Genomic DNA, 15,356 nt, shown 5'->3' on the forward strand with positions numbered 1-15,356 from the left:
TGTGGGAGCGGGTTTACCCGCGAAGAGGCCGGTGCGGGTTAAAGCACCTGACGCAGGAACGCCTGCGCGCGCGGGTCCTTCGGCGCGGCAAAGAACGCGGCCGGGGCCGAATCCTCCAGCAGCTTGCCATGGTCGAAGAACAACACCCGGTCAGCCACTTCACGGGCGAAGCCCATCTCGTGGGTAACGCAGACCATGGTCATGCCTTCCTGGGCCAGGGTCTTCATCACGTCCAGCACCTCGCCGACCATTTCCGGGTCAAGCGCCGAGGTCGGCTCGTCGAACAGCATCACCTTCGGGTCCATGGCCAAGGCGCGGGCGATCGCCACCCGCTGCTGCTGGCCGCCGGACAGGCGCGACGGGTATTCGTTGGCTTTCTGCGCAATGCCAACCTTCTCCAGCAGCGCCCTGGCCTTGGCCTCGCGGTCGGCCTTGTTACGCTTGCGCACCACCTTCTGCGCCAGGCACAGGTTTTCCAGCACAGTCATGTGCGGGAACAGGTTGAAGTGCTGGAACACCATGCCGACTTCACGGCGGTAGGCGTTGATGTCGGTCTTCGGGTCGGCCAGTTGCAGGCCGTCGATGGCCACATGGCCTTCGTCGAAATGCTCCAGGCCGTTGAGGCAGCGCAGGAAGGTCGACTTGCCCGAACCCGACGGGCCGAGCACCACCACCACTTCGCCCTTGGCGACCTGGGTGGTGACGTTGTCCACAGCCCGTACCACGTGGCCACGGGTGTCGAAGACTTTCAGCAGGTCACGGACTTCAATCACTTTGCGCAAGCCTCCGCTCGAGCCGGCTTGCCAGGTGCGACAGCGGCAGGTTGATCAGCAGGTACAGGCCTGCCACGCAGAACCAGATCTCGAAGGTCGAGAACGAGGTGGTGATGGCCTCGCGGCCGCTCTTGGTCAGTTCGGTGATGGCGATCACCGAGACCAGCGAGGTGTCCTTGACCAGGCTGATGAACTGGCCGGCCAAAGGCGGCAGCACGCGTTTGAACGCCTGCGGCAGGATCACGTGGCGCATCGACTGGCCCGCGTTCAGGCCCAGCGAGCGGGCCGCTTCGTTCTGGCCCTTGGCGATGGACTGCACGCCGGCACGAACGATTTCAGCCACGTAGGCGCCGGTGAACAGCGCCAGTGCGGCCACCCCGGCAAACTCGCGGGACAGGTTGAGCACGGTACCGATGAAGAAGTAGAAGATGAAGATCTGCACCAGCAGCGGGGTACCGCGCACCAGTTCGACATACACCGTCGTCAGGTCACGCAGGGTGGGGTTGCTGGACAGCCGGCAGAGGCCGGCGAACAAGCCGATCAGCAGGCCCAGGGCACCGGAAACCACCGAAATCCAAAGGGTGGTCCACAGCCCCCAGACCAGCGGGCCGGCCGCCCAGTGGCGGGTGACGCCAATCTGGTCGCCTTCGGCCACATCGTCGCCGCGGGCCAGCTGCAGGCTGTCCTTGGCCACGTCGAGTACCTGCTCGGCACCGTTCTCATCTTTCAGCGTGACACGGGCATTGTCGCCCGAGATGACGATCTCCTGCACGGTGCCGTAACCGGCGGCGCGCTGTGCTTCCTCGGCCTTGTAGGCGAAGTACTGCGGTACGCGGTTCCAGCGCCACTCGTAGGAAATCATCGAGGTGGCCATATACAGGCTGAACGCCAGGCCCACCAGGACCAGGGCAGTCAAACCGTGCCAGGGCCACTGGGCTTTCTTGTGTTTGATCACGTGGGGTACTTCCGTAAATGCGAACGCGCAGGGTTTGCCTGCGCGTCGGGGTCATAAAGCCGGGCTTGTGGCCTGGGCCTTATTCCATTTCCTTCAGCCAGTCCTTGTTCTTGAACCACTTGTCGTGAATACGATCGTAGGTCCCGTCATGCTTGATCTGGTGCAGGAAGTTGTTGATGAAGTTGATGCTGTCGTAGTCGCCTTTCTTCAGGCCGAAGGCCAGCGGCTCGTAGGTGAAGGGTTCTTCGAGGAACAGCAGCTTGCCGGCACCGGCCTTGTCCACTGCCACCACGTTGTACGGTGCGTCGTAGACGAAGGCATCAGCCTTGCCATTGACCACGTCCATCACCGCTTCCTGCTCGTTGTCGTAGCCGTGGTACTTGGCCTTGGCGATCAGCTTCTTGGAAACCATTTCGCCGGTGGTACCGAGCTTGGAGGTGATGCGGTACTTCTCGTTGTTCAGGTCCTTGTACGACTTGATCTCGCCCGCCAGCTCCTTGCGGATCAGCAGGGTCTGGCCAACCACGATGAAAGGTTCGCTGAAGTTCAGGCGCAGGTTGCGTTCCTGGGTCAGGGTCATGCCGCTGCCGATCATGTCGAACTTGTCGGTCAGCAGGGCCGGGATGATGCCGTCATAGGCGGTGGAAACCGGCTCGAACTTGACGCCCATGGACTTGGCCATGGCTTTGAGGATATCGACTTCGAAGCCGATGATCTCGCCACGCTTGTTGGTCATCTGGAATGGCATGTAGGTCGGGTCCATGCCCACCCGCAGGGTGCCGCGCTTGACCGCGTCATCGATGGCACCCGCCTGGGCCGCCGTCACGGCGACCAGGGCGGTGACACCGACCAGCAGTCGCGAAAGGTATTTCTTGATCATCACCAAGTCCCCTAGCAAGAAAAGTAGCGAATCTTATTGTTGGCATGGCCGTAGCGGCCGATGCGTCATATCGGAGAGGGATGCTAACGCATGGCGGCTCGGGGACCTAGAGCCGGGGGGGACTTTGTTGGCCAAAATCGAGGGAGGGCCCTGAAAGCTTCGCGGGCACGCCCGCTCCCACAGGTACAGCGCATGCCTCAAAGGCTGTGAAGTACCTGTAGGAGCGGGCGTGCCCGCGAAGAGGCCCGATCAGGCGCCGACGAGTGCCGGTTGGCCTTCATTCTCCGGGTGCAGCGGCAACAGCGGCGAATGCGGGTCGTTCTTGATCGATGCACGCCACACGTTGATCCACGCCGCATTGTGCTCGGCCCAGACCTGCTCGTGCAGGCGGGTCAGCGCCACCGGGTCGCTGAGCAGGGCCAGGCGGGTATTGAGGTCCAGGCCTTGCGGCCCGACTTCCATCGCCTTGGCCACACGCTCGACGCGCAGTGCCTCGATCGGTGCCGCCTGGCCATGACGGGCAGTGGCCATGGCACAGGCCAGGGCGTTCTGCCGCGGGTCGACCACGGCCCGCACGAAGCCGTCATGCAGGGCATGCCAGCGGTTTTCGTGGGTGTACCGGTCGGTGGCCAGCAGCTCTTGCGGGGTGGCGTATTCCTCGGGGATGAGGAACAGCTTCTCGTCCTTGGCCGCCAGGCCCAGGCGGGTGCGGCTGGAGATCACCGAAACCGGGATCGACAGCACCAGCGAACCGACGATTGGCGCCAGCCACCACAGGAAGCTCGGGTTCAGCCAGGCCACCAGCGCCGCCCAGGCAATGCCCAGCAGGGTCTGCGGGCCATGGCGGCGCACCGCTTCGCTCCACGGCGTGGAGTCATCGTCACGCTGCGGCGAATTCCAGGTCGCGGCCCAGCCGAGGAACGCAGCCAGCACGAAGCGGGTGTGGAAGATCATGCGCACCGGTGCCAGCAGCATGGAGAACAGCATCTCCATCAACATCGACAGGGTGACCTTGATGCGCCCGCCAAACTCGGTCGCGCCCTTGGCCCAGATCAGGATGACGCTGAGCAGCTTGGGCAGGAACAGCAACACGATGGTGGTGGAGAACAGCGCTACGGCCTTCTCCGGGTGCCACTGCGGCCACAGCGGGTAGAGCTGGTACGGCTCGATGAAGTACTGCGGCTCCATCAGCGTGTTGGTCGCCAGGAGCGCGGTCGACAGCACCAGGAACAGGAACCACAGTGGCGCCGACAGGTACGACATCACCCCGGTGAGGAACACTGCACGGTGCACCGGGTGCATGCCCTTGACCAGGAACAGGCGGAAGTTCATCAGGTTGCCGTGGCACCAGCGGCGGTCGCGCTTGAGCTCGTCGAGCAGGTTCGGCGGCAGTTCTTCGTAGCTGCCCGGCAGGTCGTAGGCAATCCACACGCCCCAGCCGGCACGGCGCATCAGCGCGGCTTCGACGAAGTCGTGGGAGAGGATTGCACCGGCGAACGCGCCCTTGCCCGGCAACGGCGCCAGGGCGCAGTGCTCGATGAACGGCTTCATGCGGATGATCGCATTGTGGCCCCAGTAGTGCGACTCGCCCAGTTGCCAGAAGTGCAGGCCGGCGGTGAACAGCGGGCCGTACACGCGGGTGGCGAACTGCTGCAGACGCGCATACAGGGTGTCCATGCCCGAGGCTTTAGGCCCGGTCTGGATGATGCCGGCGTCCGGGTTGGCCTCCATCAGGCGCACCAGGCTGCTCAGGCACTCGCCGCTCATGACGCTGTCGGCGTCGAGTACGACCATGTACTTGTACTCGCCGCCCCAACGACGGCAGAAGTCGTCGAGGTTGCCGCTCTTGCGCTTCACCCGGCGCCGACGGCGACGGTAGAAGATGCGGCCAAAGCCTTTGGTTTCGCGGCACACGTCCAGCCAGGCCTGTTGCTCGGCCACGGCGATGTCGGTGTCGTTGGTGTCGCTGAGCACGAAGAAGTCGAAGCGGTCAAGGTTGCCGCTGGCAGCCACCGACTCGAACGTTGCGCGCAGGCCGGCGAACACGCGTGGCACGTCTTCGTTGCAGATCGGCATCACCAGCGCGGTACGCGCCTCGGGCGCGATCGGCTCGTTGCCTGCGCTGCTACCGGAAATCTTGTACTTGTCACGCCCGGTGAGCAGCTCGAGGAAGCCCATCAGCGCGGTCCAGAAGCCCGCCGACACCCAGCAGAACAGAATGCCGAAGAGGATCAGGATGGACGTCTGCAAGGCATACGGCCATACCTGCACCACGGTGTCCCAAAGCGGCTGGTTGACGACTTCGTCAAAGTCCACGAACGACCAGCCCTGATACGGCAGGATGCCCTTCATGTACCAGCCGGCGACGATGGTCTGGCCGATCATCAGCGCCAGCAGGATGTAACGGCGGATCGAGCCGACCGTGCGCCAGCGGGCCGGCGGCAGCTCGCGCTTGGGCGGCTGCGGCGCGTTGGTACGGCCGGTCATGCGCCGCCACATGCGGATCAGCACGTTGGTGCGCCATGGCTCGGGCACGACCTTGGTGCGCTTGATCGGCGGGGCGATCTTCAGGCACAGGCGGCCGCTGCCGTCGACGCCAAGCATTTCGGCGTCTTCCAGCTCGGCGGCGCTGCCTACGGTCAGGCGCGGGCCCACCGAGGCCTGCACGGCCTCGGCAGAGCTGGCGGCCGGGTTGGCCGCCAGGCGTTGGTGCAGCTCACTGAATGACGTGCAGCTGGCGAGTTCCGCCCGTTGCTCGTCGCTCAGTGGTAGGTGGGCCAGGTACTCGCGAAGCGATTCCGGCCTTGCGCTTGAGTTACTCATCGGCAGGCAACTGATAGCTCCAGGTCTCGGTCAGCACCTTCTCGGTGGTGGCCGGGGTCCCGTTGGTGGGCGCCGCATCGGCGGCAGGTTGTTCGGCCTTGGCGGTTTTCTCGGCCTTGGCTTGCTTGGCTGCAGCCTTGTCCTGCTTGGCAGGTTTGGCGGCTTCGACCGGCACGTCACGCACCAGCGCGGCACGCATTTCGGTCGACTTGTTGGCTTCCTTGACCTTCAAACGCAGGGTCAGGCGCCAGCCCTTGGTCTCAGGGTTATAGCGCAGGTTGTTCTCGACCACCTCGGCGTTGTCGGCCACGCTGATCTGGCTGCGCACGGCGGTGTCTTCCGGCAGGGCGGCCAGTGCCGGGCCGGCGAAGTCGACCAGGAAGGCCACGCTGCCGTCTGGCTGGCGGATCAGGTTGGACTGCTTGACGTCGCCGGTGGAACGCAGGGTCTGCTTGACCCAGCCCAGCTCGGGGGCCTGGAACTTCGGCTCGTCGATAGTCCAGTGCAGACGGTAGGCGTACTCGAATGGCTTGCCTGGCTCAGGCAGCTTTTCCGGGCTCCAGAAGGCCACGATGTTGTCGTTGGTCTCGTCGGCAGTCGGGATTTCGACCAGGTCGACGGTACCCTTGCCCCAGTCACCCTTCGGCTCGATCCAGGCGCTCGGGCGCTTCTGGTAGTTGTCGTCGAGGTCTTCGTAGTCGCTGAAGGCGCGCTGGCGCTGCATCAGGCCGAACCCACGCGGGTTCTCGACGCTGAAGTTGCTCACGGCCAGGTGTTTCGGGTTGTTCAGCGGGCGCCACAGCCACTCGCCGTTGCCGGCATGGATCGACAGGCCTTCGGAGTCGTGCAGGGCCGGGCGGTAGTTGAGGACCTTGGACGGCTGGTTGGGGCCGAACAGGTACATGCTGGTCAGCGGGGCGATGCCCAGGCGGCTGACATGGTCACGCAGGAACACGCGGGACTGCACGTCGACCACGGTGTCGTTGCCCGGGCGCAGGGTCAGCTTGTAGGCGCCGGTGGAACGCGGCGAGTCCAGCAGGGCGTAGATCACCAGATGCTTGTCGGTCGGCTTGGGCTTCTCGACCCAGAACTCGGTGAAGCGCGGGAACTCCTCGCCCGACGGCAGTGCGGTGTCGATGGCCAGGCCACGGGCCGACAGGCCATATACATGACCCTTGCCGACCACGCGGAAATAGCTGGCGCCAAGCAGGGTCATGATCTCGTCCTGCTTGTCGGCCTTGTTGATCGGGTACAGCACGCGGAAACCGGCGTAACCCAGGTTCTTGGTGGTTTCCGGGTCGTGGGGCACGTCACCGAATTCGAAACGGCTCGGGTCGTACTTGATTTCCTCGACCTTGGTGGCGGTGACCTCGTTGATCTTCACCGGGGTATCGAAGTGCATGCCCTGGTGATAGAACGACAGTTTGAACGGAGTCTTGTCCTTGGCCCACTCGGCCTTTTCCTGCAGGAAATGAATCTTCTGGTAGTCCGCAAACTTCATGTCGCGGAATACGGCTGGCAGGTTGCTTTTCGGTGCGTCGTACTTCTGGCCGGCCAGATCCTTTGCCTTGGCTGCAACATCGTCAAGATTGAATGCCCACAGCTGGCCCGCGCTCATCAGGCCGATCAGTGCCACACTGGCCATCAGGGCCTTGCGTAGCCCGGTTCCGGGGATTCTTGATGCTTTTTGGGGACTAACAATCACGAGCAACCCTCGCCGAAAACAGATCATGAAACCAACGGCCAGCGACAAATGCCGGGTTGGCGAGCACTGTTCGGACCCCGTGAGGGCGTAATGATTCCCCAAACGGATCCAGACAATGCTCGAGTCAGAGTGAAACGAACCTGCGAACGCAGGTCCATGCAGCGCGCGATTATCCAGCAGGTCGCGTGACAACGCATCAGGCTGGAACAACTATTTATCGTACAAAACCCCTTGTTTTCTTGTGAACAAGGGGTTTTTTGCCCTCACATTTGTAACATAAATGTTACGGGGCCATCATTGACCAGGTGCACCTGCATGTCTGCGCCGAATTGCCCGCTTGCCACGTCGGCGTGCCGAGCCCTGGCTTGCTGCAAAAGATAGTCGAACAACTCGGCGCCGAGGGCCGGTGGCGCTGCCGTCGAGAAGCTCGGGCGCATGCCGTTGCGGGTGTCTGCCGCCAGGGTGAACTGCGACACCAGCAACAAACCACCCCCGACATCCTTGAGCGACAGGTTCATCTTGCCCTGCTCGTCACTGAACACCCGGTAGTTCAACAGCTTGTGCAGCAGCTTGTCGGCCTGCTCACGGGTATCTTCAGGCTCGACGGCCACCAGCACCAGCAAACCTTGGTCGATGGCACCTACCACCTCCCCCGCTACTTCCACCCGTGCGCCGCGCACACGTTGCAGCAGGCCCCTCATGCTTCTTCCAGGGGCAGATCGAGCAAACGTCGGGCCATCTGGTCGGCAGCACGCACCAAGGCATCGGTGATGCCCGGTTCGGAAGCCGCGTGGCCAGCGTCACGGATAACCTTCAGTTCGCTGTTCGGCCAGGCCTGGTGCAGCGCCCAGGCGTTGTCCAGCGGACAAATCACATCATAGCGGCCATGCACGATCACCGCCGGCAGATGAGCAATTTTCGGCAGGTCGCGAATCAGCTGATCCGGCTCGAGGAAAGCATTGTTCATGAAGTAGTGGCATTCGATACGGGCGATCGACAGCGCGCGCTGCGGCTCGGAGAAGCGATCGACCACCAGCGGGTTGGGGCGCAAGGTGGCAGTACGGCCCTCCCAGGTGGACCAGGCCTTGGCCGCGTGCATCTGGGCGATCTGGTCGTTGCCGGTCAGGCGCTTGTGGAAGGCCGATACCAGGTCACCGCGCTCTTCCGGCGGGATCGGCGCGATGTAGTCCTGCCAGTAGTCGGGGAACAGGCGGCTGGCGCCTTCCTGGTAGAACCACTGGATTTCCTGGGGGCGGCACAGGAAGATACCGCGCAGGATCAGGCCATGTACCCGCTCGGGGTGGGTCTGGGCGTAGGCCAGGGCCAGGGTGGAACCCCACGAGCCGCCGAACAGCACCCATTTATCAATGCCCAGGTGCTCGCGGATGCGCTCCAGGTCCTCGACCAGGTGCCAGGTGGTGTTGTTCTCCAGGCTCGCGTGCGGCGTGGAGCGACCACAGCCGCGCTGGTCGAAGGTGATGATGCGGTACAGGGTGGGGTCGAAGTAGCAGCGGCTCTGGGCGTCGCAACCGGCGCCCGGGCCGCCGTGGATGAATACCACTGGCAGACCTTCTGGCGAGCCGCTTTCATCGACATACAGCACATGCGGCGCTTCCACGGCCAGATCGTGCCGGGCGTAGGGTTTGATCTGCGGGTACAGGGTCTGCATTGCGCACTCCGTGTGAGGATTATTCAGCCGTGGGCCATCATAAACCTGAATTGCGCTTTGAGCACTGCCCCTGAAGGGCACATATATCTACCTCCCACAGCCCGGACAGGCCAGCGATAGTCCCTTGCCCCAAATCAAGCAAGGGCCTCGCCATGCCAACTGCAGTCACTGCCGCGCCTAGTGTTCACTACGCCACCATCGAGCGCAAAGTCCCCACCTGGCTCAAGCAGGCTCCGCCAGAAACCCACCGCGCGATGCGCAACTGGCTTCAAACCCCTGCCTGGCTGGCAACGGCACTCCAGCAACAACCGGAAGTCGCCAAGGCATGGCAGGAGGAGCATGCACGCCACCGCGAACACCAGGCGCAGGTGCACAAGCTGTTCGAACAGCTTCCAACCCTGGAAACCTACGCCACCCAAGCACTCACCGAAGCCGTCAAGCAGCAATTCGGGCTTGACCTGGACGTGCGCAACACCTACCTCATCGATGCCCGCCTGATCGAGGCGACCAGTGCCATCGACAGCCGCCAGGCCATCGACCGGGCTACGCGCTCGCTGCTGCATTGCGCCTTGCACAACTTCGACCTGCCCGCCACCACTGAACATGGCATGGACGCGCCCGCTAGCCTGCTGAAGAAGTCGGTCATCGTCGATCATCGGCGCTTCATGGGTACCGTGCCGATCATCAATGCACTGGACATCGCCGCCGAAGACTTCGCCGACTTGTGTCGCACGCTGGATATCGGCGGCAAGTACCATGAGCGGGTACATGCCATCTACTATCCGGCGGCCACGCCGCCGCTCAGCGCCGATGAAACCGCACTGGCCGTTTATGAAACCCTGGGGCGTGCCGAGGTCTCGGCATTCCGGCAATCCCTGCATTTCGCCCGCCTCAAGGGCGACATCAGCGAAACGCTATATACCGCCGCTCTAGCCGCGCCACTTGACCAGGCGCCGTCGCCCTCCTCACCGATTACCTTCAGCTTGCTCGACTTGTGGGAAGCCGAACTGACCGGGGTTGTGCTCATCACCCTGCAAGCCGCAGGGCATCAGGCCGTGGCCCTGTATATTCCTGAAGACAGCACGACGCCACTCAAGGAGTTCACCAGCCAGAAAGCCCTGCACGACGAATTGCGCGACAGGCTCCAGGCCGATATCGGCTACCTGGACAGGCACCTCGCCGACCGCGACAAGGCGCCCATAATCACCCGCGTCAAGGACCGGCTCACCCCACTCGCCTGGAGTGTCCGCGGCCTTCAGGAACGTGTTCCGGACCCGCACGCCACCCTGTACCCGGTCAAAAGGCCTTTCAGCCACGCATTCCAGGGCGTGATGGCCTTCCAGAAGGCCCAGCGTCATGAGAAGGATGTGCTGTTCCACGCCACGCCGACCGAAATCGTCGACCGGCGCACCGCACTCGCCCACCGGGAACTGATTGCCAGCCGCGTACTGACGGGCTTGAACATCGCCGGCTTCTTCGTGCCGGGGCTGGGCGAAGCGATGCTTGCCGTGTGCCTGGCCCAGCTGGCCCATGAGGTGTATGACGGTATCGACGCCTGGGAAAACGACGAGCGTGATACAGCCTATGGCTACCTGGTCGATGTGATCGAAAACGTGGCGATCATGGCCGCCCTCGGCGCGGCAGCCAAGGCATTGGGAGGTTCACGGGGCGGCGAAGCCGGCAACGCGCTGGAAGGGCCGGAGATCGAAGAGCCAGCGGATGAGGCGCCAGAGCTGGCACGTATTCCTGTGGAAACGCCTTCCTTCATCGAAGAACTGGAAGACGTGGAAACACCCGATGGCCAGACGCGCCTGTGGAAACCCGACCTCACGCCCTACCAAAGCACAGAGACACTGCCCGACGACCTGGTACCGGACGAACTGGGCCTACGGCATCACCAAGGGAGACGCTGGCTGGTATTGCAGGGCAATCAGTACAACGTCACACCAGCGCCAACGACCGGTGAGTATCGTCTGCAACACCCGGCAAATCCTCGCCGCTACCAACCGCCAGTGCGGCACAACGGTGCCGGGGCATGGTTGCAGGTAACGGACAAGCCACTGAGTTGGTCGGGCACGACGCTATTGCGCCGTATCGGCCACTTGAGCGCGCACTTCGACGAGCCGACACTGCAACGGATTTTCGCCGTCAGCGGCATACACGAAGACGAGCTGCGCCGGGCCCTGGCCGACAGCCAACGGCTGCCGGCCTTGCTGGAAGACACCCTGCAACGCTTCAAGCTGGACGAAACGATCCGCCAACTGCCGGATGCCAGCACTCGCCCAGCTGAGTTTTCCAAGGCCTATGCCAGCCTGCCGCTCAGCCTGGCGCCGGGCGCCGAGGCCATACAGCGGGTGTACCCGAAACTGCCGGTAGCAGTCGCCAACGAGCTGGCGCGCGGCGCCAGTACCGACGAGCTGCAAATGCTCGACAACGGCAAGGTACCACTGCGCCTTGGCGAGGAGGCCCGCGTCTACCAGCAACACATCCGCCTGGCCCGCGCCCGTGAAGGGCTGTACCTGTCCAGCGTGCCAAACTGGGACAGCGACCGGTTGATCATGCACACCCTCGAACGCCTGCCAGGCTGGCCCACAGAAACCAGGCTCCGGCTGCTCCAGCGTGTGTCCTGGCCGACCCAGGACCATGCCATAGGCCCGCTGGACGACCACCCGTACAAGACCATCACCCACGCCCGGGCAGGGTACATCGTCCACGACGAAAACCTGTCGAGTGCGGTGGTCACAACCCACCCAAGCCTTTACGCCGCCTTGTACGAGGCACTGCCAGCGGCCATGGCACAAATGGATGTCGCCGCCCCGCAAGCGCTGCAGCGCCTTGTACAGGAAAGCCCGTTGCTGCCTCGCCCGGCCCTGAGGGTGCTGCTGGGCATGCAGCCGGTACGCCCTGGCTATCGCTCCCCCATGCGCCTGGCCGACGGCCGCCTCGGCTACCCGCTCAGTGGCGGCGGCCCGGCCACGCAAGGCGTCACCCGCCAGCGCCTGCTCGAAGCTGTCGAAGCCACAGGCCTCGCTGCTCGTACCGGCCGCTCCCCGGACCAGGTGCTGCTGGCACTTGCCGGCCACGGCCGTACACCGCTGCAGATATTCGAACATTTGCAGACACTGCTGGAGCAGCGCAACGAGCTGCAAAGCAGGCTGGACGACTGGAGCGAAGCCATTTCGCCGGCAACCGACCAGGCAGCACACGACTACGACAACCTGCGTGACTCGATCATGCAACATTGGTACGACGCCGCACTGGACGACAGCGCCGGGCCTGGCACCGAGCTGCGTATCGCCCGTGTGCCCCTGGCCGACATCCCCCTGACCTTGCCCGATTTCTTCAACGCACGGGTGCGCAGCCTGAGCCTGATCGACCTGCCTTCAGGAACCCTGGCAGGCTGGGCGCAAAACGAGCGCCTGCTGCAGCGCCTGCTCAGGCAGATGCCACAGATCGAGTCGCTGGAAATCAGCCGGCCGTTCGACCCCAGGGCAACGCCCTCGTCCTTCCTGTTTTGCATTCCCACCATCACCGAACACTTGCCAGGGTTGCAACGGCTGGTGATCACCAACCAGAACATGGCGCTTTCCGAAAGTGACCTGAACCTGCTGGCAGGGCTTCGCCAGTTGAGATACCTGGACCTGAGTGGTAACCGTCTGGCGCAGGGCAACAGGCCAAGTTTCCATGAACTGACCCTGGACTACCTGGGCCTGGACCAGATGCAGCTGGCCCAATGGCCAATCGGGATTGGCAGCGACGCCTTGGCGCGCATTGCCCGTCTGTCGTTGCGCCACAACAACCTCAGGTCGTTGCCCTCGTTCCTGCTTCACGAAACAGACACGCTGACCACTCCACCGGTGATCGCCCTGGAAGGCAACAGCATCAATGAATCCCACCTGCAGCGCTTGCTGCTGAATGAGCGTTTCGACACGTCGGGTATCACCACGGACCAGCCCGCAGCACTTTCCGAACAGCTCGCCCGCATTCGCGAGGAGCGACAACAGATGCGCGAAGCGATCGATGGCTGGGCCCAGGCGTCCAGCTCGAGCAACCCCTTGACCCAGGCCGCGCTGGCAGACAGGCAGCGCATCGAGTCGGCGATCAGTCAATTCTGGGAACAACAGGAGCAGGGCCAGTCATACCTTCGCTTGCAACTCGAGGAGGTGGCCATCGAGCATTTCCCCAGGCGGCTTCCGGCGTTCTTCGGTGCGCGCGTGCGTGCACTTGGCCTGACGCGGTTACGGGGCAGCGCCTCGCAGCTCGATGAACTGCTCAGGCGGTTCCCGAACGTCACCCGACTGACCATCGACGAGCACCAGGCCGCCACCCCCGCGCTGGCATCGGCCCTGGCTCGCCTTCCCCAGCTCGCCTACCTGGAGTTTCGCAACATGGGGCTGGAAGTCGACCAGGCCATGCTGGATATCTTCGCAGGGCTGCAACACCTGACCTCGCTGGACCTGTCAGGCAACCGTGTGGGCAGCATCGAGCGGGTACCCGCATCACTGTCCAGCAGCCTGCAGTCACTCGCACTGACCAACATGAACCTGCAAGCCTGGCCTAGCTGGTGTGACAGCTTGCTGCCGCTGGAGCTGCTGGACCTGAGCTCGAACAACATTACCCAGTTGCCCGAGCACATCCTCTCGAACCTGAACAACCCCATGCCGATCTCGTCGATCGCCCTGTTCGACAACCCGCTGCCGCTTGAAACCATCCTGCGGGTACGCGCGTTCTCGGACAGCAGCCAGCACAGCTATTCCTTTGCCCTGGATATTCCGGGCAACCTGATGGCCGTCGATTCTTCGAGCGAAGGGTCACTCGACCACCCTCACTTCCCCCTGCTGGGCGACGATACGCCCAGGCTGGAGGACTGGATGCTGGGCAGCGAGGCGCAGAACGAGGCGCTGCAGGACTGTTGGGAACAACTGGAAGGCAGTGACCTGTTGCGTCTGGTGGGCCGTTTGCACAATGCCGCCCCATACGTTGACCCGAATACGCGAACCACCTTCTGCGAACGGGTACGCATGATGCTGGTGGTGGCTGCAAGCAACGAATCCGAACGACCGATCATGGAGAGCATCGCCGCAGCAGCGTTGCCAGACCCGGAAACCGGCTCGCAGACCTGCCATGATGGCGCGCTGCAGGAGTTCAACAACATTGAACTGTACCTGATGAGCCAACGCCTGTTGATCGACGCCGGCGATACCCTGCAAGCACTGCGACATCGCCTGTTGCAGCTTTTCCGGATCGAACGGCTGGAGTTACTGGCCAACCAACGGACTGGCACGGGTGACCGGGTCTCGGTGCGCCTGGCCTACCGTCGCGAACTGGCCAGGGAACTGGACCTGCCGATCGCCGACAGCATGCGTTTTCGAGGGGCTGCGAACCTGGCGCGCGATGAGCTATCCAACGTGCTGGAAAAGGTCCGCAAAAGTGAACTGAGCGATGCACTGGTCGACTACATGCTGGCGAATCCGGATTGGAGCATGCGTCTGCGAACCGAATATGCCGACCGCTTCGCCGAAATAGAGGCCCGTTTCCGCCTGCGCGTGCTCGAGCTGGCCAGCAAGGACCACTCGCTTCAGGACGAGTTGAACTTGCAGCAAGGCCTGCAGGATGACAAGGATCAGGAAGAGCAGGAGCTACTGCGCGAACTCACCATCAAGCAGATCAACACCAACTGACCCGCAGTGACTGGCGACGCGCATGACCTGCATCGCGTCGCCATTCTCGTTGGCGAGCTTCACCGCGCGTAACGCGCCTCGCCCCAGTCCAGCAGCGCCTGCAGAAGCTGTTTCAACACCTCCTGTGTCGGCCGGGCCAGGTCTTCGCGGTAATCGAACGGCTCGGTTTCCTCCATGTAGGTGCTCTGCGCCAGCTCCAGCTGCACCGCATGGATGTGGTTGGCCGGGTCGCCATAATGCCGGGTGATATGCCCGCCCTTGAAGCGGCCATTGAGCACATGGCTGTAGCCCTGGGCCTGGGCGCAGACCCCATTCAGCTGTTCGGCCAGAGCCGGGTCGCAGCTGGCGCCGTTGAAGGTGCCCAGGTTGAAGTCTGGCAGCTTGCCGTCGAACAGGTGCGGGATCAGCGAACGGATCGAGTGGGCGTCCCACAGCAGGGCGTAGCCGAACTGCTCGCGCAGCCGCGCCAGCTCGCGACGAATCGTGTCGTGGTAGGGGCGCCAGATCTGCTCCAGATACTGCTTGCGTTCCTCGCCAGTCGGCTCCAGCCCGTCCTTGAACAATGGCTCGCCATCGAACAGCGTGGCTGGGTACAGGCCAGTGGTGGCGCCGGCGTACAGCGGCTTGTCGTCATCCGGGCGGTTCAGGTCGATGACGAAGCGCGAATACTCCGCTGCCACCACACTGGCGCCCATCTCGCGGGCAAAGTCATACAGCCGTGGAATATGCCAGTCGGTATCCGGCAGGCTGCGCGCCTGGTCGACCAGGCCATCTCGTACAGCCGGCGACAGTTTCAGGCCGGCATGGGGCATGCTGATCAGCAGCGGCAGGCGGCCCTGGTGAAAACTCAGTACCTTGTCCATCGTGCCT

9 protein-coding genes are annotated in these 15,356 nt (G+C 63.4%); 1 reads left to right on the top strand and 8 read right to left on the bottom strand.

The window, feature by feature from the left end; genetic code table 11:
• Positions 1-38: 38 nt before the first annotated feature.
• The 7 genes from MKK04_RS24435 to pip all read right to left on the bottom strand — a co-directional run bounded on the left by MKK04_RS24435 (position 39) and on the right by pip (position 8,805).
• Positions 39-773 (bottom strand): amino acid ABC transporter ATP-binding protein, encoded by a 735-nt coding sequence (locus tag MKK04_RS24435; protein WP_063912406.1) that lies wholly within the window; start codon positions 771-773, stop codon positions 39-41.
• Positions 766-1,728, bottom strand: a complete 963-nt coding sequence (locus MKK04_RS24440; protein WP_087499690.1) for an amino acid ABC transporter permease — start codon at positions 1,726-1,728, stop codon at positions 766-768. The genes MKK04_RS24435 and MKK04_RS24440 overlap by 8 nt, the downstream gene beginning before the upstream one ends.
• 79 nt (positions 1,729-1,807) lie before the next feature.
• Positions 1,808-2,605, bottom strand: coding sequence for a transporter substrate-binding domain-containing protein (locus MKK04_RS24445; RefSeq protein ID WP_024087841.1), 798 nt, complete (start codon positions 2,603-2,605; stop codon positions 1,808-1,810).
• Between the two features lie 252 nt (positions 2,606-2,857).
• Entirely contained in the window at positions 2,858-5,431 is a 2,574-nt protein-coding gene (mdoH, locus tag MKK04_RS24450) for a glucans biosynthesis glucosyltransferase MdoH (protein ID WP_207828402.1), read from the bottom strand.
• The gene (locus tag MKK04_RS24455; protein WP_207828394.1) at positions 5,424-7,136 is read right to left on the bottom strand and encodes a glucan biosynthesis protein G; all 1,713 of its coding nucleotides are present in this window, start codon (positions 7,134-7,136) and stop codon (positions 5,424-5,426) included. The genes mdoH and MKK04_RS24455 overlap by 8 nt, the downstream gene beginning before the upstream one ends.
• 263 nt (positions 7,137-7,399) lie before the next feature.
• Positions 7,400-7,837: a D-aminoacyl-tRNA deacylase gene (gene dtd / locus MKK04_RS24460; RefSeq protein WP_207828391.1), complete on the bottom strand. Its 438-nt coding sequence runs from the start codon at positions 7,835-7,837 to the stop codon at positions 7,400-7,402.
• Positions 7,834-8,805, bottom strand: coding sequence for a prolyl aminopeptidase (gene pip / locus MKK04_RS24465; protein ID WP_207828389.1), 972 nt, complete (start codon positions 8,803-8,805; stop codon positions 7,834-7,836). Before pip ends, dtd begins: the two co-directional genes overlap by 4 nt.
• Positions 8,806-8,957: 152 nt before the next feature.
• On the opposite strand from pip, the gene MKK04_RS24470 reads away from it, so the two are divergent.
• Entirely contained in the window at positions 8,958-14,486 is a 5,529-nt protein-coding gene (locus MKK04_RS24470; RefSeq protein ID WP_241106052.1) for a dermonecrotic toxin domain-containing protein, read from the top strand.
• 59 nt (positions 14,487-14,545) lie between these two features.
• Here the strand turns inward: MKK04_RS24470 and hutG are convergent, their stop codons facing one another.
• On the bottom strand, positions 14,546-15,349 hold the full coding sequence (gene hutG, locus MKK04_RS24475) for an N-formylglutamate deformylase (protein WP_241106053.1): 804 nt from the start codon (positions 15,347-15,349) through the stop codon (positions 14,546-14,548).
• Positions 15,350-15,356 lie beyond the last annotated feature (7 nt).

Source organism: Pseudomonas sp. LS.1a (assembly GCF_022533585.1).
Classification (GTDB): Bacteria; Pseudomonadota; Gammaproteobacteria; order Pseudomonadales; family Pseudomonadaceae; genus Aquipseudomonas.

Coding starts and splice junctions, on each gene's coding strand:
- mdoH (WP_207828402.1), bottom strand. CDS start 5,431: ATGAGTAACTCAAGCGCAAGGCCGGAATCGCTTCGCGAGTACCTGGCC.
- dtd (WP_207828391.1), bottom strand. CDS start 7,837: ATGAGGGGCCTGCTGCAACGTGTGCGCGGCGCACGGGTGGAAGTAGCG.
- pip (WP_207828389.1), bottom strand. CDS start 8,805: ATGCAGACCCTGTACCCGCAGATCAAACCCTACGCCCGGCACGATCTG.
- MKK04_RS24470 (WP_241106052.1), top strand. CDS start 8,958: ATGCCAACTGCAGTCACTGCCGCGCCTAGTGTTCACTACGCCACCATC.
- hutG (WP_241106053.1), bottom strand. CDS start 15,349: ATGGACAAGGTACTGAGTTTTCACCAGGGCCGCCTGCCGCTGCTGATC.